This is a genomic window from Ensifer sp. LC384, assembly GCF_001695865.1.
Lineage (GTDB): Bacteria > Pseudomonadota > Alphaproteobacteria > Rhizobiales > Rhizobiaceae > Ensifer.
The window spans coordinates 1-18,456 of sequence record NZ_MBST01000036.1 but is presented as its reverse complement, the minus strand read 5'-3'; the positions used below and the strand labels follow the sequence as shown (position 1 = coordinate 18,456).

At 59.7% G+C, this 18,456-nt stretch carries 18 protein-coding genes and 1 pseudogene; 10 read left to right on the top strand and 9 right to left on the bottom strand.

Annotation, left to right across the window (positions count from 1 at the left end; genetic code table 11):
* Both BC363_RS23855 and BC363_RS23850 read left to right on the top strand, forming a co-directional pair.
* Complete coding sequence (locus BC363_RS23855; protein WP_065785362.1) at nt 1-1,254, top strand: ATP-binding protein; 1,254 nt, start codon at nt 1-3, stop codon at nt 1,252-1,254.
* 188 nt (nt 1,255-1,442) lie between these two features.
* On the top strand, nt 1,443-2,117 hold the full coding sequence (locus BC363_RS23850; protein WP_065785361.1) for an XRE family transcriptional regulator: 675 nt from the start codon (nt 1,443-1,445) through the stop codon (nt 2,115-2,117).
* Between the two features lie 139 nt (nt 2,118-2,256).
* Here the strand turns inward: BC363_RS23850 and BC363_RS23845 are convergent, their stop codons facing one another.
* The 8 genes and pseudogenes from BC363_RS23845 to BC363_RS23815 form a co-directional block, all read right to left on the bottom strand.
* Nucleotides 2,257-3,225: an IS481 family transposase gene (locus tag BC363_RS23845; protein WP_065785360.1), complete on the bottom strand. Its 969-nt coding sequence runs from the start codon at nt 3,223-3,225 to the stop codon at nt 2,257-2,259.
* Between the two features lie 196 nt (nt 3,226-3,421).
* Nucleotides 3,422-4,213, bottom strand: coding sequence for a hypothetical protein (locus BC363_RS23840; RefSeq protein WP_065785359.1), 792 nt, complete (start codon nt 4,211-4,213; stop codon nt 3,422-3,424).
* Nucleotides 4,214-4,224: 11 nt separating this feature from the next.
* On the bottom strand, nt 4,225-5,550 hold the full coding sequence (locus tag BC363_RS23835; RefSeq protein WP_065785358.1) for an alpha/beta hydrolase: 1,326 nt from the start codon (nt 5,548-5,550) through the stop codon (nt 4,225-4,227).
* A 29-nt stretch (nt 5,551-5,579) separates the two neighbouring features.
* On the bottom strand, nt 5,580-5,792 hold the full coding sequence (locus tag BC363_RS23830) for a hypothetical protein (RefSeq protein ID WP_065785357.1): 213 nt from the start codon (nt 5,790-5,792) through the stop codon (nt 5,580-5,582).
* A complete protein-coding gene (locus tag BC363_RS23825; RefSeq protein ID WP_244519941.1) occupies nt 5,789-6,529 on the bottom strand; it encodes a DUF2092 domain-containing protein in 741 nt (246 codons plus the stop codon). The genes BC363_RS23830 and BC363_RS23825 overlap by 4 nt, the downstream gene beginning before the upstream one ends.
* A gap of 187 nt (nt 6,530-6,716) precedes the next feature.
* Nucleotides 6,717-8,543, bottom strand: a complete 1,827-nt coding sequence (locus BC363_RS23820; protein ID WP_065785355.1) for an adenylate cyclase — start codon at nt 8,541-8,543, stop codon at nt 6,717-6,719.
* A 523-nt stretch (nt 8,544-9,066) separates the two neighbouring features.
* A pseudogene (locus BC363_RS36055) lies at nt 9,067-9,387 on the bottom strand (hypothetical protein).
* A gap of 41 nt (nt 9,388-9,428) precedes the next feature.
* Nucleotides 9,429-9,767 (bottom strand): DUF2147 domain-containing protein, encoded by a 339-nt coding sequence (locus BC363_RS23815; protein WP_065785354.1) that lies wholly within the window; start codon nt 9,765-9,767, stop codon nt 9,429-9,431.
* A gap of 254 nt (nt 9,768-10,021) precedes the next feature.
* On the opposite strand from BC363_RS23815, the gene BC363_RS23810 reads away from it, so the two are divergent.
* From BC363_RS23810 to BC363_RS23795, 4 genes are all read left to right on the top strand, one after another.
* On the top strand, nt 10,022-10,291 hold the full coding sequence (locus BC363_RS23810) for a hypothetical protein (protein WP_065785353.1): 270 nt from the start codon (nt 10,022-10,024) through the stop codon (nt 10,289-10,291).
* 142 nt (nt 10,292-10,433) lie between these two features.
* Nucleotides 10,434-10,859, top strand: a complete 426-nt coding sequence (locus tag BC363_RS23805; protein WP_065785352.1) for a cysteine rich repeat-containing protein — start codon at nt 10,434-10,436, stop codon at nt 10,857-10,859.
* 27 nt (nt 10,860-10,886) lie between these two features.
* Nucleotides 10,887-11,456 carry an OmpA family protein gene (locus BC363_RS23800; RefSeq protein WP_065785351.1) on the top strand — a complete coding sequence of 190 codons (570 nt, stop codon included), beginning with the start codon at nt 10,887-10,889 and terminating at the stop codon, nt 11,454-11,456.
* A 198-nt stretch (nt 11,457-11,654) separates the two neighbouring features.
* Nucleotides 11,655-13,097, top strand: a complete 1,443-nt coding sequence (locus tag BC363_RS23795) for a DUF1254 domain-containing protein (protein ID WP_065785350.1) — start codon at nt 11,655-11,657, stop codon at nt 13,095-13,097.
* A gap of 91 nt (nt 13,098-13,188) precedes the next feature.
* On the opposite strand, the gene BC363_RS23790 is transcribed toward BC363_RS23795, so the two are convergent.
* On the bottom strand, nt 13,189-13,797 hold the full coding sequence (locus BC363_RS23790; RefSeq protein WP_065785349.1) for a TetR/AcrR family transcriptional regulator: 609 nt from the start codon (nt 13,795-13,797) through the stop codon (nt 13,189-13,191).
* Nucleotides 13,798-14,101: 304 nt separating this feature from the next.
* Between BC363_RS23790 and BC363_RS23785 the strand changes: the two genes are divergently transcribed.
* The 4 genes from BC363_RS23785 (at nt 14,102) to BC363_RS23770 (ending at nt 18,193) form a co-directional block, all read left to right on the top strand.
* Nucleotides 14,102-14,965 carry an alpha/beta hydrolase gene (locus tag BC363_RS23785; RefSeq protein WP_065785348.1) on the top strand — a complete coding sequence of 288 codons (864 nt, stop codon included), beginning with the start codon at nt 14,102-14,104 and terminating at the stop codon, nt 14,963-14,965.
* Between the two features lie 34 nt (nt 14,966-14,999).
* Nucleotides 15,000-16,004 (top strand): NADP-dependent oxidoreductase, encoded by a 1,005-nt coding sequence (locus BC363_RS23780; protein ID WP_065785347.1) that lies wholly within the window; start codon nt 15,000-15,002, stop codon nt 16,002-16,004.
* A 392-nt stretch (nt 16,005-16,396) separates the two neighbouring features.
* Nucleotides 16,397-16,768 carry a cupin domain-containing protein gene (locus BC363_RS23775; protein WP_065785346.1) on the top strand — a complete coding sequence of 124 codons (372 nt, stop codon included), beginning with the start codon at nt 16,397-16,399 and terminating at the stop codon, nt 16,766-16,768.
* Nucleotides 16,769-18,193: an aspartate ammonia-lyase gene (locus tag BC363_RS23770; RefSeq protein WP_202618607.1), complete on the top strand. Its 1,425-nt coding sequence runs from the start codon at nt 16,769-16,771 to the stop codon at nt 18,191-18,193.
* Nucleotides 18,194-18,456 lie beyond the last annotated feature (263 nt).

Here is an 18,456-nt window from a genome sequence, read left to right as displayed (position 1 = left end):
ATGAGCGCCGACCTTCTAGCGAAGTCCCACATCCATCGCAAGGCACGACCCGTTGTGGAAACGGCGCTGGCGGACACGCGCGTCGTACTCATATCAGGCCCACGTCAGGCGGGCAAAACAACGCTCGCGCGTCAGTTTGCGGATGCCAATCGGCCCTACATCACGCTCGATGACGCGGGAACACTGAGCGCCGCGAGGTCCGATCCGACCGGATTCATTCGGGGCATCGACCGTGCCGTTATCGACGAAATTCAGCGTGCTCCCGACCTGATGCTTGCCATCAAAGAGAGTGTCGACCGTTACGAAGAGCCCGGCCGTTTCCTGCTGACCGGATCTGCCAACCTAGCAACGGTACCAGCCATCGCCGATTCCCTCGCCGGACGAATGGCCGTGGTTTCATTGCTTCCATTTGCACAATCCGAACTCCACTCTACTCCCGGTCAAATGCTTGATGCTCTCTTTGCCGGCGATGAGCCGACGGCCCGGAGCGGGGTCGTCTTCGGCGAAGAATTGATGAGTGTTGTCTTGAAGGGGGGGTACCCGGAAGTTCTACGTCGATCGACGGCTGCCCGCCGAACGGCCTGGCTCGCGGACTATGTGTCTCTCATTCTCGATCGCGACGTGCGGGATATTGCCAACATAGACCAGCTGGACCGTTTGCCGAGATTGCTGGACGTTCTTGCCGAACACTCCGGGCAATTGGTCAACCACAGCAGCTTCGGGGCGGCCCTCGGATTATCCAGCGTTACGGCCCAGAAATATGTGGCGATTCTTGAACGCCTCTTTTTGGTGCGCACCATCGCTCCTTGGTCGAACAACCGCCTCAGCCGGCTCATGAAGACCCCAAAACTCCACTTCGTTGATACTGGTCTTCTCGCAAGTTTGCGAGGCGACGATCTCGAAACGCTACAGCGGGACAGAACCAGGTTCGGCGCGCTTCTGGAAAGCTTTGTGGTCTCCGAACTTCTGAAACTTGCTTCCTGGTCGGATCGTCGCTTCTCCTTCTCGCATTACCGGACCAAGGATCAGGATGAAGTGGATGTGGTGATCGAGGACAGACGGGGGCGGGTCATTGGAATTGAAGTAAGGGCATCGGCGACTGTTAAATCGGACGCCTTCAAAGGGTTGAGGCAACTGCAGGAGGCGGTTGGAGATCGTTTTGTCCGTGGCCTGGTACTTCACGATCATGATCGTGTAACCCCGTTTGGAGAGAAGTTGCACGCCGCTCCGCTATCGATCCTCTGGTCGATGTAGCTTGGCAAAACCATCGGGCGCGATGATGCCACGTCGCCGGTTCGAATCGGTTCAAGGCGCACAGTGTTTATGGGCTCATAGAGTCGGGCCTACCGACGTTGGTCGAATGCTGGCAGAGATTTACGAACTTAACAAACTTGACGAACTTCTACATCTTGCCTAAATTGTAGCGCAGGAGGCTGAAGACCATGCCCACTACGAAAACTGTAGCCAACGAGCCCCGAAACGATTCTTCCAACGTTGCGCTCTCGATGAAGCTGCCCCGGAAGGCAGATTTCGAGAAGGCGTTGATCAGGCAATACGCCAAGGCGGTTAAGCTGAGCCGAAAGGCCGGCCATCAGGTCAGTTTCCGTGTCGTCGTGGATCCGCTGGCCGGAGCGCAGACAATCTCAGTCGTTGAAGAAGAACCGCTGTCTCATCAGGATGCGTTTCCAGTTGAAGAGGTACCAGAGCCGAATGACGAACTCCAGGCAGCGTTGGCTGCCGCACGGGAGCGCGGCCGGCGTCGGGTGGCGGAGATTCTCGCGGAGGATGATATGCTGAGCGCGGAAGCGTTCGCGGACCTGCTCGGCGTTTCGCGCGTCACGGTCAACACAAAGCGTCAGAACGGGCAGGTTCTCGGACTCGACGGCGCCAAGCGGGGCTTCCGTTTTCCGTCATGGCAACTCGATCGGGATGGTCGGCCCTATGCCGTGCTTCCGAAACTGCACGAGGTCCTCGGTGGTGCATGGGCGGTTTACCGCTTCCTTGTCACGCCGCACGGCGCTTTGGATGGCCGGAAGGGTCTCGACGCGCTGAAACGCGGTCAGGACGATGAAGTGGTTGCTGCGGCCGAGAGTGTCGCCCGCGGTGATTTTCGCTGAATGACCGGAATAAAGCCGCCTCCGGGCTTCGAGAAATCCCTCCTCGACATCGAGACTATTCCTGCCGGTCGTCGATTTGGACGTATCTATGCGAGCGTCTTTCCCGACCCGTTAGGATATGGAAAGACGCCGAGCCGGTTCAGTGATTGTTCAGTCCCGGCATTTGATGGATCGGATTCAGAGTGAATCTCTCTGGCTGTGAAGTCCAGACCTTGCAGATAAATTCATAGGGCGTGAGGCCTTTGAGCGTCTTGAGGCGGCGGGCGAAATTGTATGCCGAGACGAAGTCGCCGAGATGTCTGCGGAGCTGGTCGTGGCTGTCATAATGATAGCGTTTGACAGTTGCCTCCTTGATTGTCCGGTTCATCCGCTCGACCTGGCCGTTTGTCCAAGGATGCTTGGGCTTGGTCAGCCGATGTTCGATGCCATGTCGCCAGCATGCCCGGTCGAACGGATGGCCCCGGAACCGCGCGGTGGGTCCGTTGCGGTTCTTCGGAATGTCGGCGAACTGAATGCCGTTGTCGGTCAGCACCGTGTGGATTTCGTAGGGCACAGCTGCAACCAGCGTTTCCAGGAAGTCTGACGCCGTTCGGGTGGTAGCGCGCTCGACCGATTGGACGAAGGCGAACTTTGAGGTCCTGTCGATCGCGACGTAGAGGTAGAGCTTGCCTTCTCCGGTCTGGACCTCAGCCAGGTCGATGTGAAAATAGCCGATTGCGTACGCTTTGAACTTCTTCCTCGACGGCTTGTCGCCCTCCACATCCGGCAGTCTCGAAATCCCATGGCGCTGCAGGCATCGATGCAATGAAGATCGCGTCAGATGCGGGATCGTCGGTTGAAGAGCGTAGAGGCAATCATCCAGCGCCAGCAACGTGTGCCGCCGGAATGCGATGATGATCGCCTCTTCTTCTTCGCTGAGAACAGTTGAGTGCGGCTCCTTCGGCCCGGTCTTGAGGTCCTCGACCGTAGCCCGCTTGCGCCACTTCAGAACTGTCTTCGGGTTGATCCCATAGCTCCGGCTCAGCTCCGCGGCTGAAGCTTGCGATCGCTGTATCGCAGCTCGGACTGCGTGCGTGGTCGTGGCGCTGCCGTGACGTATTTGGCCCATAGTGCTTCCTTCCATTCGACAGAAAAGATCGCACCATCAAACTCTGGGATCAAACACCTAGGACATAGCAAGTAAGGGCGATAGGAAATTACCCGTCCGCGCCAATCAGGCGAAGCCATGAAGCTCGAGCAAATGGATAAACTGGCATCCACTGCCTGAGTCGAGTATCCCCGTATTGAAAACCGCAAACACGGGTCTAGAATTTCAGGGCTAGCCCGAGAATTGGACCCTGCTGGACAGCGTCAAACAGGAAGCCATCGTCGCTATAGTCGACACCCAATGCTCGGTAGCCGGCAATCGCCGAAATCCGATCGTTGAACTCGTAGCCAACATCCAGCGCGACGTCCCAATCGATGTCAGCTCCACCACCGCCAACAAGTCCCCATCCAGTCAGGTAGACTTCCGGGGTAAGGGAATACTTGCCTCGCAACCCGACTATGCCGTCAACCCAGGTCGCGCCATCGCTCCTTTCAATGCCGCCAAGGATGCCGCCGTTGAAGCGAATCGTTGTGTCCACTGACCAAATTCTCACGCCACCAACGACGTCCAAATGTCCCTGCGGTGTATCAACGATTGCGTATCCAGCGCCCAATAGACCCGAGAACGTCTCAGAGGTCACATCGACGCTGGTCGCCAAGATGCCGCCTGGCGTGTCGCCATCGGCTCCGAGCTTCGTGTAGATGATGTCGCCGATGACGCTGAAGCGACCGTTTCGCGCCTCTCCTGCGGCCATGAAGGCGAAGTCGAGATTGCCGAGGATGTCATTGAAGTCCGCATCCATATCAACGGTCGGTAGACCGAATTGCGATGTTTCACCCGACAGCCCTGCCATCCAAAAATATGGCGCAACCGAGAACGACCAACCATCCGGACCTTCGATCGTCTGTTGATCCCGTGTGAGCAGAGGAGAAACGTCGGCAGCAACGGCACTGCCCCCTATCAGCGCCGCGATTGCTGCCGCCAGGCCGAATTTGGTGTAGCTGTTCATTGGCTGTCCCTTCAGTTTTGGTGCGCGCGACACGCCGGATCACGTTCCAGGCTTTGTTCTGAACCACAGTCCTTGGCCGCGATCTTCTGCGCGCTGCCCGACTGGCCCGCTAGCCCGGTGACGTGGTGAGCGTAGTTTTCGCGCGTCGCTTGGTCGACTAAAGCGACTGGCGCGGCGAGGATCAGGCCTGCCGCGCTCCCGGCCGCTGTCGCCGCGCCTGCCGTTCCTGCGATGAGGTGATCTCCAAGGCCCATCTTGCTGTCCGTCAATGTCTGGCCTTCGGAAATCCGCGCACCGATCAGTTGGACAACTTGGGGCGATTCAGCGAACTTGCCGTGGTGCATGCTGTCTCCGGCCTTCACCTTGGTCAGATCGATGACGGTAATGTCGTTGTCCGCCAGCTCCTGCTTGTAAGGAGCCTGCTCCGGATCGATCGATCCCAGGCGAGGAATGTCACCCCAGACCCTGCGCGAAAAGGCCAGTGCCCGGTCATCCTGCGACACGAAGAGGGTGAACTGCGGGTGCTGGTCTCCCATGTCCTCGATCTGCGAGCGGAACACATCGACGTCGACGTCGGGGGCTGCGAGCATCACATTCTTGAACTTTGCCGGCAGGCGATCGTTGCGGATTGCCATCTGGCGAAGTGCTTCTAGCGTCAGCCAGTTCCCCATCGAATGAGCAAGGATCGACACTTCTTTCACTTCCTTGTCCGCGGCCAAATGCTGGAACAGCGATTCCAGCGCGTTGCGGGTATAGTTTGTGCTTTCACGATCGTAGCCATAGGCCAGCAGGCTACCCCGCGACGGCCAGGTCACCAGAACGGGCGCGCTCTTGACGTCGGAATCATGGACGATCTGTGCAAAACGGTAGACGGAGTCTTCGAAACGGTTGTTGAACCCGTGGATGAACACGAGCACGCTGCGGTCCGGGCTCTTCCTGACCGAGGCATTCAGCCATGCTTTGGCGTCGTCCTTCGTCAACTCGTCTGCCTTCAGGGTCGCAAAGTCGGTAGCCGGATTGGGAGGCAGTTTTTTCGGCCAAGCGACGTCGCCGACCTTCCGCACCGGGGGGATCGATACGGTGATGTCCGCAAACGTTGGAGCACGGGCCCGCTCGCCCGTGAACATCTCGCCCGGCATTTCCGAGCGGCCACGCGTAGTCGTAATCAGCATCTCGACCCGGCTTGCATCGGCCGACGTCTCGGCGACGGGCGTCAGCACACCCTTGGGATGGCCGCCGCATCCGGAAACCAGGGCCAGCGACAGGCACAGGACTATCCGACGTAGGCGGCTCGAGTAAGATGCGACGCCTGCATCGCCGATGTCTGAATTGGTCAAAACGCCCCCAAATTTCCGCTGATATCGCTCTAGCAATAATAGACGCCGACGGCACAGCGCCGCACAGTTCTGCGCGCCACGCCCGCGACGCTCACAGGTGTCAACGGACGACCGACACGCGCCTCGGCGGGCCTCGCAAGGCTGTAGAGCCCACCGATCGATACCTGCTCTACGACATCCATCGCTGGTAGCATTAGTGCCGCAAGAAGCAGAACCGCTTTCAGTTTCCCTAGCGTGGTCATTTCCTGTCTCCCATGGTCAAGTGGTCGGGCAGTTCGTCGATGTTGGCAAGATCCTTCAGGTCGACTTTTTTGGCGCCGGTCTCGTTTGCGAAGCTGTAATCCTGCGCCACGACGTCGACGCCCGTCTTCCAGTCGGAAATCTGGATGCTATATTGCGGGCCCTGATCGACCTGGCTGGCGGTGATCACGTAGCGGCAGGGATGGGGTTTTTCGCCCTGCGCAATCCAGATCTGCCAGTCGACGTCTTTCGCCCGGAAGGCGAGGTGGTCGCATTCGACGCCGCCGATCACGCCACTGCCGAGGTCCTTCACGTCGGTTACGCCCTCCATCAGCTTGTCATAGGCGTCGGGCAGGAGCAGGTCCGCGCCGGGGACCGGCTTGCCGAGCTTGTCGCGCATCGCGTCGACCAGATGCTCGACCGTGCCGGGAACTTCGACCTGGGTATAAAGGTTGGCGTCCTTGCCGAAGAGCGTCACGGTGTTGCCGTCGAAGACCATTTCGACATTGGCAAAGCCGCCAAACCGTGTGGCGCGCAGCTTGTCCGGCCGCCCCAGCTCGATCTTGCCGGAACTCGCCAGCAGCAGTTTCTGATGGTCTCCCGTGACGACTTCCAGGTTTGAGTCGTAGGCGAAGGAAATCGCCTTTTGCGAAGCGAGATAGTCTGACATCGCCTTGAGGAGGCTTTTTGCCTCGGCTTCTGCCGCCATGGCTTCTGCTTGCGCCATCAGCCCCGACATGAGAGCGAACGCCGCGACTGAAAGAGTAAATCTAGTGTTCTTGCGGATCATCGACCGGAGCCTCCGTGCGTGCGTGGTAGGCATCAGCCGCCGGCTGGCAGCCATCACCGGCAAACTGTAAGTGCCACGGAGACCGAACACCCGTAACCTCTTGTAGGCTCTGTGCGATCCGAACAGTAGAATCTGCTTACCGCGCAGGCCCCAGGGGCGATGATGTTGCGGAGGCCAATGCTTTCGCCTCTACTTCTGCTGCGCTCGGCACCGGGAGGCCCGCCTTGCGGAGCGAGGCCATCATCCGGAGGTTGTCCTTCGGCTGGATATTGCGCTTCCTGTGTTCTTCGATGATGTTCGGGATGTAATCCGGACGCATCTTCATGAAGATCTCTCCCTCGCGCCGCGCATCATCCAGCAATCCGGCGTCGGCGTAGATGGCGGCTGCTACCAGGTGATACATCGGGAACTTCTGCAGATCCGTCTTCCGGATGAGGCTCACGGCTTTATCACGGTCGTTCAGCATGTAGGCCGCGAGCGCTCGCACGCCGTGATAGAAGCTTGCGCCGCCGGGATTGAGCGCAAGCGCTCGGTCAAGAAGATCCGCGCCGCGCTGCCACTGACCACAGATTGCGAGCCGCGTTCCGAACTCACCCAACAGCTCGGTGTCGTTCGGGTTCGTTGCCAGCGCCTCCTCGCCGACTTGAAGCGCCTCCGTGAGTTGTTGGTTGAAGAACAATGCAATCATCAGAGATTGAAGCGCGCGGGTGTTTCCCGGTTCCAGTTCAATCGCCCGTCGTGCCGAGCGCAGCGCCCTGTCAAGCGGCGTCGGCTGACCGGGCCTGAGGTTGAAGCGGAAGCGGTCTTCATCGAGGTACACGATGGACGACATCGCCCATGCGGTCGCATAGGCCGGGTATCGTGCAACGGCGCTCTCAAGACAGTCTCGGGCGATCAGATGAGTCTCCCGGCTCAGTTCTGCGCGATATGCATAGAAACGAAGCGTGCAGTCGTAGATCCCGAGGTCGTTCGGGGGAGGGCTGGCTGTGGCTGCCTGTGCGATGATGCCGTAAGGCTGGGCAACAGCCGTCGCAACTTTGCTCGCGACATCGGATTGGATGGCGAAGAGTTCGCGGCTGGTCAGGTCGTCGTCGTAGTTCTGCGACCAGAGGATTGCTCCGTCGGATGTGTCCAACAGGCGAGCCGTCACCCGGACCTTGGAACCGGACACCCTGACGCCGCCTGCCAGCAGATAACGAGCGCCCAGCCCCCCACGAACTTCAGAAGCTTCGACCCCTGGGGAAAGCGACTTCGATGTCTCGCGGCCGAAGACTTTGAGCTCCTTAAAGCGCGGCAGGGCGGTGAGCAGCTCTTCGGTCAGCCCGACCGTGTAGAGCTCCGCCTGCGGCCCGTCACCCAGATTGGCAAAAGGTGCGACCACCAGCGTCGGCTCATCTGGACCCTCGGTGGTGCTAGCCTGCTTCGAAACCGCGACTACCAGGTCGGCTGCCCAGTGTGTCAGCGCCACCACGCCGATTATGCCGACAAGACCAGCGAGGATCGGCCATCGGGTAGACAGCCGGAGCCGGCCGAGACGCGGGCCGTCCTCGACAGCGTCGCTCTTGAGGTTCGTCGATGCAACGTCGCTCCAGACAAACGAAGGCGCGTAACGCCCTTTCGGAATGTCTATCCTGATGGGATCGTGCTGCCCGGCGACAAGATAGTAGCGCTCGAGGGTGCGCCTCAGCCGCCCAGCCTCGATGCGGACGACAGGATCGTCCTGGGTGAAGTCTTCGCTGCGCTTGAACACTTCGATCGCGATCGTGTAGCCCTTCAGGCGCTGTGCGCGCCCCGCCAGGGCCTCCTCGACGACGAAAGTGAGAAAAGCCGCGCTGCGGCCAGCTCGCGGAAATTCCGAACTGGAAATGATGCGCGCGAGCTGCTCACGAATCTCTGCTGCACTTGGCGAAAATCCTTGCGATCCTTCCCTGTCATCCGAGCCGTGTGCCACAGATATGTCCATCGATTGCTCCCCAATACGCACACAGTCGTGACAATCACAGATTTAGTTAGCGTCCGTTGGTGTAACCTACGCTGACGGGACCGGCTCGTCCAGAAACATACCGGTCTAATGTAACGTTATTGTTGGCTTGATCCGGGGCGCCCGCCCAAAGCGCTGACCGAGATCGGGCCTCCCGCGGGCGACGTGCCCCTGGCGCCGCTGATTTTCAATGTCGGCGTGGAGATCGGGCAGCTCATTTTCGTTGCGATGACCCGACGGGTTGGTGCATTCGAGGCTTCCGGCGGCGGAGTGCGGGGTCGCGGCATCCTGCGCGATCGGCGGTCTGGCCGCATTATGGATGGTCGAGCGTGTCGCCCATTTTTGGGGCGCGACGGCGGGTATGCGCGTGCGGCCGCCAGGCGTGGGTCGGTGTATCTGTGGAGCACCGTGGAGCCCGACACAAGATAAGTCGACGGTGACCTGCAGGTGGGGTCGCCGAATGACGACCGGGGAAGAACTTCGAACAGCAGAAGACGCGTGTCCGTCAGTTCGGGCAGACGTTCCAGAACCGCGTCGTGCGGGCGCGGTTCGTATAGTGCCAGCAATGGCCGGATTGTGGCGGCGACCCGGCGACCAATGCCGTGGCAGCGCCCGCAAGAAGCCGACGGCCGCGCCTGCCGAAATTACACCGCCCGGCCGCCAGCGGCGGTTCGGACTGACGATTACGACGCCACGCAACGGTGTCGACCGCAGGCTGCGTCAGCGCGGCGGGCCTCAGCAGGCGGGGCCGAGAAGATCGGGGGGCGGCCAGCACCAGGGTGACGGCGATGGTTGTAACGTCAAGTGTTCGACACAGAGGTCTCATCCGCTTGTCGTCGTCCCGTGCGAGAGGTGGGGCTTATCCCTTCAGAGGCGTGGCCAGGTCTGAGATTCGCAGACGACCTTCAGGATGCATCCCTTCATCTTCAGTGCGTTGCCCGAGACGGTCAGGGAGCCATCATAGGTCTTGTTGGCATCGGGGTCGGTTATCTTTCCGGAATAGCTGCCGTCCCTGCCGTGGAAGGTGCCGATCTGCTTGCCCGTATGCTTGCCGGATTTCAAGGTGATGCAGTAGCCTCCGCCACATGAAGCAATCGCCGCGGTATCGCCCAATTCGGTCTTCCAGTTGCCAACGATCGGGTCTTCCGCGCGAGCGATACTTGTAGCCAGCGTCAAGGCGGCAGCGATGGTGAAGATGCGCTTCATGGATGCTCCTTTGAATGGAAGTTTCGCCCGGAACCTACGCCTGCTCGCCCTCGCGCGCCCGTAACATCTGGTAGGCTCGCTGTAGGGAGCGGTGTTCGTCGCCTGCGCAGTGTGGGGCACCGGCTTGTATGGCGCGCGCTACATCGTTGCCACTGTAACAAACGGTGCAAGAGTGGAACCTTGCTGCATCATGCGACATTGACGGAAGTTCGTCGACGTCGCTCTGGTGCGGCACAGGCCTTGGGGAGCCACTCATGGGATACGACGTCTCTCTCGCGAAACGATGTTTCCCGTCCCGAACAAGTCTGATCGACGAACTCGCCGCCCGCGATGAGAACTTCCGCGACTTGTGCCATGACTTCGCCACCGCGGATCATCTGCGGCTATCGTTGGAAAAGACTTCCGGCCCCAATGGGGGCGAGCGTCTTGCCGAGTACGTGGAGCTCGTGGACGTCCTCCGGGACGAAATAACGACGGCCCTCGACAACGCTGCCGTCGTGCAGTTTCCACATCCGCGGAAATGACAACACGGCGCCAGTGGGGACGTTAGCTACTGTAAACTACTTTCCTTTCGGCAAATCGCGTGGAGCATGTCGGCGCTGGCCAACACCCTGCCCGGCGGCCAGGGGATGGCCGATTTCAACGCTGTTTTCGATCGGACATGCCATGACGAACAGACTTGCAGTTTTCGCAGGAGCGATAGCCCTCGCGGCTTTTGCCCTCACCAGCGCCAGCCGGGCGGACACCATCAGTTATGCCGACGCGGTGAGCACACTCGCCAACGACTGCGGTTCGGATATCAAGAAATACTGCAAAGGCCTCAACCTCGGCGGCGGCCGCATTCAGGCCTGCCTCGAGCAGCACGCGGGGAAAGTCTCGCCGACCTGCACCATGACACTGGCGAACGTGATCGCGTCAATCAAGCAACGCGAGGCGGCGCAGTCGTCCTTCGCGACGGTCTGCAAACACGACATCGCTCAGTACTGCAAAAGCGTCAAAGGTGAGGGCAATGTCCTTTCCTGCCTGAACAAGGCGACGCGCGTGAACGAGGGGCAGTGCGGTCAGGCCATCATCGACGCCGGATGGCGTTGATCCGTGTTGGGAACAGGAGACAAGGCAATGAAAAACATTGGATTTAGCGCTTTGCTGACGATCGGCCTCACACTGTCCTCTGGTCAGGCGTTGGCACAGGAGCTCAACGACACGCAACTCGTGCGCACGCTCGGACGGATAGAAAGCGCGGCGCCCGCGATCGACATCGCGCTTCTGGTGGAAGAGGCATCGGCAAATGCGGGCAAAGGTGTCGCCAACCTCCCGAACTGGCAGAAACTCTCCAAGCTGTCGCAACTGATCGTCGAGATCGAATTCGAGAACGATTCCGTCGCCATCGAACCAAAGTCCTACCGCACGGTCGGCCTGATTGCCGACGCGCTGCATCATCCCAACCTGCGGCGCTATAAGTTTCTCGTCGTCGGCCACACGAACGCGACGGGCGACGCCAACCACAATCTCGAACTCAGCGCGCAACGCGCCAATGCCATAACCGAGGCCCTTTCGACCACGTTTGCGATCAAACCAGACCGTTTGTATTCGATTGGTGTGGGCGAGGAGTGGCCGCTCGATCCAGCCAACCCGAAAGCGGCGGAAAACCGACGGGTTCAACTGATCAATCTCGGGCTCGTCAAATAGCAGGCCCGATTGGTTTTTCATCTTGAAGTCAGGGTGGCGCGTTCCCTGCCAGCTTCATCAGAACCAGCATCACCGCGCCATCGTGTGGCGTTGTGGTGGGGGGGTATTACCAAGCTTATGGCGGCCGTTATGTCGGCGGCAACATCGACTGGGCCAGCCGCATTTCATCACAAATTGGATTCTTTTGGAGGAATAGTCATGAATATTACACGACGTGAGTTGACGGTGGCCGGTCTCGGCCTGATGGCAGCGGGCTCAATCGGCTCGCCGGCGACCGCCGCTGATGGGCTGATCGCGGACTTGCCCGAGGGTCTCGACGAATTCGCATTGGCGGTCGAGGCCTACATTTATGCCTATCCTCTCGTGACAATGGAGATCACCAGACGCGTGATCACCAACGTCGTCGAGCCGGAAGGAACCCGGGGCCCGATGGGGCATGTCATCAAGCTGCGCCAATACCCGGACGCCAAATTCCGGGACGTGACGGCGCCCAACGCCGATACGCTCTACACGACCGCATTCTTTGATGTGGGTGACGAGCCATGGGTGGTGAGCCTGCCCGATCTGAAAGATCGCTATGCGCTGTTTCCGATGCTGGATGGCTGGACGACAGTGTTCGACGTTCCCGGAAAGCGGACCACCGGCACGGGGGCGCAGACATTCGTGGTTACCGGCCCCGGCTGGGAAGGCACGCTGCCGGAGGGGGTAAAGCAATACAAGTCTTCGACGAGCATCGTCTGGCTGCTCGGGCGCATCTACTGCACCGGTACCCCGGAGGATTACGCCGAAGTCCATAAGCTGCAGGATGAGGTGAAGCTCTATCCCCTGAGCGCATGGGGCAAGGACTGGACGGCACCCAAGGGTAAGGTCGATCCGGCAATCGACATGAAGACTGCCGTTCGCGAGCAAGTCAACAAGATGGACGCGGTCGAATACTTCACCCTGTTCGCCGAGCTCCTGAAAAGTAATCCGCCGACCGATGCGGATGCGCCGATGGTCGCCAAGCTGGCCGAGCTGGGCATTGTTCCTGGCCAGGACTTCGACAAGAGCAAGTTTGATCCCGCTTTTGCCAAGCGCGTCCCGCAGGTCGGCTTTGCCCGCATCATGATGCATTTCAAATTCAGCGACGGCGACATTCAGGACATCGATGGCTGGGGCTTCACGACAAAGGCCGGTATCTATGGCACCAATTATATCCAGCGTGCCTTGATCACCGCGATCGGCCTCGGGGCAAACCGGCCACAGGATGCGATCTACCCAACGTCGATGAAGTCCGACAGCGGGGTGATCAAGCGGGCGTATAACGGCTCCGAAAAATACGTACTGACGTTCAAGAAAGACCTCACTCCGCCGGTTGCCGGTTTCTGGTCATTGACCATGTATGATGCGGGGTACTTCTTTGTCGACAATCCGCTGAACCGCTACTCGATCAGCGCACGGCAACCGCTCAAGGCCAATCCGGATGGCTCGATCGACCTGTTCATCCAGCACGAGTCGCCGGGAGCGGACAAGGAATCAAACTGGCTGCCGGCGCCCGAAGGAAAATTTATCCTCATGATGCGCCTTTACTGGCCCAACGAGGGCAATCCCTCCATCATTGACGGGTCCTGGACGATACCGTCGGTGAGAAAGGTCAGCTGATACTACACACTGAGCTTTTGATCCAGCCGGATGAAAGATTGCGATCCGCGAACAAGGCGACCCAGCCCCGCCTTGTCCGCGGTCCTTCTGCTCACGCCCGCTCCAGTTGCGAAGCAGTATGACTTCCTTCGCTCTCAACCAAATCTGTCACCACCGCAGAGAGCAACGAATCCCGCAGATGGGTATCCGAAATCACCCGTGACAAAATGATCGCCCCAACCATTTCCGAAAGGATGGCGGCGGGATGTCTGTGACGGCTGTTCGCCGGGCTGGCGGACGAAAGTTTTGCGATCTGCTCAACGTAATATTGGATAGCGGACGTGAAGGCGGCGCGGAGAACGGGGTCGTTGCGCCGTGCAGCGTCTGCGGCCAGTGCTGGCAGAATGCATCCCGAGCCGGTGCCGTCGCGATGTGCCGATGAGACATAGAGCTCGATCAACGCGCGAAATGGATCTTGTGGCGTTTGGGCTAGCGCATCCTCCAGCACCGCCTGCGTGTCCGCGATCGCACGTTCGCTGGCCTTGATCACCAGATCATCCTTCGAAGCGAAGTTTCGATAAAAGCCGCCATGGGTCAGTCCGGCGTTTTTCATGATGTCGGCGAGGCCGATCCCGTCGTAACCGCACTCGCGCAGCAGACGCGCCGCCGTCTCTATGACCTGCTGGCGGTTCTCCTCCATCTTGTCTCGCGTCACCTTCATGTCTGCTCACTCCATCTTTGGCAGGAACGACCTGCGATGTAACTTCTGGCCATTAAGACGGTAGCGCGTCCTCGGACCAGCGAAAAATCCGCTTGACATTTTTGATTGCGGGTATCATCTAACATTAATGATGATAAACGTCATCAATAATTTTGACGGGTGGGAACCGCATCGCCCTTCACGGGCCGCGCCATCCGCCGGCCCGCAGCGAAGAGGCAAAGGCAAAGCACGTATCGGAAGCGCATCCGGCCGACCGGGCCCCCAGACGTGAGACCGCCGTCCGGCCCATATATTGGAGAAAACCATGACCAGTTCTGTCCGCTATCTCGGATCGGGTGCGCGCTACCTAGATGCGCCGAATTTCTCGATCAGCGTTGGGGGGACTACTTTTGCCTATCGCGACCTCGGCCCCCGGACCGGCGTTCCGCTCATCCTTCTCAACCACTGGGGCGCGGTTCTGGACAATTTCGACCCGCGGATTGTCGATGGCCTCGCCAGCAAGCATCGTGTGATCGCCACCAACTATCGCGGTATCGGTGCGTCAGGTGGAAAAGCGCCTGTCACCATCGACGAAATGGCGCGGGATGCGATCGCCCTGATCCGCGCACTAGGCTTCGAAAAGGTCGATCTGCTCGGCTTTTCGCTGGGGGGATTTGTGGCGCAGGATATCGCGCTGAAAGCACCGGACCTGGTGCGCAAACTCATTTTGACCGGCACAGGCCCAGCGGGCGGCAAAGGTATCGACAAGGTGGGGCAGGTGTCCTGGCCTTTGATGATCAAGGGTTTGCTGACGCTGCGAGACCCAAAATTCTACCTGTTTTTCACGTCAACGGCCAATGGTCGCCGAGCCGCGAAGGCCTTTCTGGAAAGGCTGAAGGAGCGCAAGGCAGATCGCGACAAAGGACCCACGCCCGGTGCCTTCCTGCGGCAGCTCAAGGCGATCAAGGCCTGGGGACAGCAGGCGCCTCAAGATCTCGGCAGCATCCGAATTCCTGTCCTGATCGCGAATGGCGACAATGACATCATGGTGCCGACCGCGCACAGCGCCGATATGGCCCGCCGCATCCCGGGCTCGCAACTGGTGCTCTACGACGATGCTGGGCATGGCGGGATTTTCCAGAATTACGCCGACTTCGTGCCGAAGGCCCTGTCCTTCCTCGATGCCTGAGGCCGCCACAGAAATACAAATTGGAGAAAACGCCGTGAAGGCATTCGTTGTCGATAAATACAAGAAGAAGGGCGCTTTGCGTTTGGCCGATATGCCAGAGCCGGCGTTGCGGGACGGGGATGTCCTGGTCGAGATTCACGCTACCGCCGTGAACCTGCTGGATTCCAAGGTCAGGGACGGGGAATTCAAGCTTATTCTGCCGTATCGCCCACCGTTTGTCCTGGGTCACGATGTTGCAGGGACCGTCATTCGGGTCGGTCCGAAAGTTAGGTGGTTCAAGGTAGGCGACGAAGTCTATGCGCGGCCGCGCGATCATCGAGTGGGAACATTCGCTGAGTTCATTGCCATCAATGAAGCGGACGTGGCGCTGAAGCCCAAGAACCTCAGCATGGAAGAGGCCGCCTCCATCCCGTTGGTGGGGCTGACTGCTTGGCAGGCGCTGGTGGAAGTGGCCCGTCTGAAACCCGGCCAGAAAGTCTTCATTCAGGCCGGATCCGGCGGTGTCGGGACCTTTGCGATCCAGCTTGCGAAACACCTCGGCGCGACGGTTGCGACGACGACGAGCGCAAGAAATGCCGAGCTGGTAAAAAGCCTCGGCGCTGATGTGGTTATCGACTACAAAACGCAGGATTTCGAGAAGATCCTTTCCGGCTATGATCTCGTCATCAACAGCCAGGACAACAAGACGCTCGAAAAGTCTCTTGGCGTGCTGAAGCCAGGCGGCCTGGTCATCTCGATTTCGGGTCCGCCCGACCCCGAATTCGCCAAGGAGCTTGGGTTGAACCTGTTCCTGAGACTGGTGATGAGCCTGCTGAGCCGTGGTGTGCGGAAAAAAGCAAAAAGCCTCGGCATTCGCTATTCATTCCTGTTCATGAAAGCGCAGGGTCAACAGTTGAGCGAGATCGCTTCCCTGATTGAAGCGGGCGTGATCCGCCCGGTCGTCGATAAGGTTTTCCCCTTTGAAAAGACTGGCGATGCCTTGGCCTACGTCGAGACGGGACGCGCAAAAGGCAAGGTCGTCATCACGGTGAAACGATAGCTCCGGCTCTCACCTTCGGCGCTGCCGCCGAGCCCTGCCGCGTCGAGTTGGGCGAATGCAAGTCTTTGTGCAATTGGTCCCACGACCCATTCCAGCCAAACCAGCCGATGCCCTCGGTCTATGCTCAAAGATCGCATGAAGTATTCGAATGGAGCGTCGCGCTGTTTAGGAGTGTCCTAAGCCGGGAAAAAGAAAACTGTTGTTTTCTGACGCCGCGTTCGACCTAAGACTAAGAGGCACGAGATTACGAAAGGGCTGCAAAGCGACCTGTACCCGGACTTGCCTGGCCGAACACGATGCGCCGTCATCGAATGCCAGGATGGTGGCGTGGGGCGATCGCCGCCGCCCCACTGCTTCGCCTGCCACCAAGGCTTCAAAAATAGGAAAACCGCATGATGAAGTTGTATAGGCCGGTTAACGAGGAGTGCGGGCTCGCCGACTGGGGGAAGCCGGAGGACATTGGTGCGGTGACGATCGAGGGCGACGTTCGCGTCGCAGGCCGTTTCGATCTGGGTTCGCCCCAGAGTGAGGTTTTCGGCGGTGTCTTTGTCGCAACGCGCGGGCAATATCGCGCCGTCTATGCGTTCCACGAACATGCGACGCTGCTGTCGGGACGGCTGGAGCTGACCGACGAGACAACCGGCCACACGATCTCCTACGGCCCCGGTGACAGCTGGATCATCGCCAAGGGCACGCCTGTCCTGTGGACGATCGTGACCGACCGGATCAGCAAGAGCTACGTCGCCGCGACGCGCGACATTTAACTGGAAAGCCTGGAAATCGTGGAACCCTGCAGAACCGAGCGCGACTTTCTCGGCGAGATCGTGCTGCCCGCCGCAAGCCTTTACGGCATCCAGACCGCGCGCGCCGTTGCCAATTTTTCGATCACGGATGTGCCGCTCAGCCACTTCCCGGAACTCGTGGTGGCTCTCGCGCAGGTGAAGAAGGCCTGCGCCCTTGCCAATGCGGAATGTGGTGCCCTCGACGCGGATGTCTCCGCGGCCATTGTCGCCGCCTGCGACGAGATCATCGCCGGACAGCACCATCAGTCTTTCGTCGTTGACATGATCCAGGGCGGAGCAGGGACGTCGACGAACATGAACGCCAACGAGGTGATCGCCAACGTCGCCCTAAAGAACTCCGGCTATGCGCCGGGCGACTACCAGCACGTGCATCCGAACGACCACGTCAATCGCTCGCAGTCGACCAACGATGTCTATCCGACGGCGATGCGCCTTGCCGTCCTCAGCCAATGTGGCGCGCTCACGCGGGCTCAGGAACGCCTGCATGTCGCCTTTTTGGACAAGGCGCGCGAGTTCGCCACCATCGCCAAAGTCGGGCGTACCCAACTGCAGGACGCGGTGCCGATGACGCTCGGCATGGAATTTGCCGCGTTCGCGGTGACCGTGGAAGAGGATATCGAGCGGATTTACCAGCTCAGTGAGCTGTTGAGAGAGCTGAACCTGGGCGGCACTGCAATCGGAACGGGCATCAACACGCCGGCGGGCTATGGGCCGGTCGCCGTCACTCATCTTTCGCAGATCAGTGGCGAGCGGCTGGTACTTGCCAAGGATTTGATCGAGGCCACCTCGGACCTCGGCGCATTCGTGACGTTCTCGGGCGTGCTGAAGCGCATTGCGGTGAAGCTTTCGAAGATTGCCAACGACCTGCGGCTGCTGAGCAGCGGGCCGCGTGCCGGGTTCGGGGAAATCAAGCTGCCGGCCGTGCAGCCCGGATCTTCGATCATGCCTGGAAAGGTCAATCCGGTCATTCCTGAGGTCGTCAATCAGGTCGCCTATCAGGTGATCGGCAATGATCTGACGGTGACGTTCGCCGCCGAAGCAGGGCAGCTCCAACTCAACGCCATGGAACCTGTGATGCTGTTCAATGTGCTGCAGTCGATCCGCATCCTGGCCAGAGCGATCACCGTGCTGTCGGAGCGTTGCGTCGAAGGGATCGAGGCGGATGTCGAGCGTTGCGACGAGCTGGTGAGCAACAGCCTGATGCTGGCCACTGCCCTGGTGCCGCGCATCGGCTACGAGAGTGCCGCGAGGGTCGCAGCGATAGCCGGGAAAAGTGGCCGCACGATAGCGCAAACGGTCTCCGATCTTGGGCTGATGACACAGGAAGATTTCGACGAGTTGAAGCGGAGCTGCCTCGATGTCTTCACCGCCGTCGCACGCCAATGACAGTCGCGCGGCCACCTAGAGCAAAAGCCCGAAGCGGCTTTCGGTCCGGAAATACGTGAAAACAAGAAGATGGAGCGGGTTCGCGGTTCGATTTATGGGCCGCCAGCCTGTGAGAGCTGAGCAACATCAAGGAGTTGCATAGATTGAAAATACTTGTGACGGTCAAGCGGGTGGTTGACTACAACGTCAAGATCCGGGTGAAGGCGGACGGCTCGGGTGTCGAGCTGGCCAATGTGAAGATGTCGATGAACCCGTTCGACGAG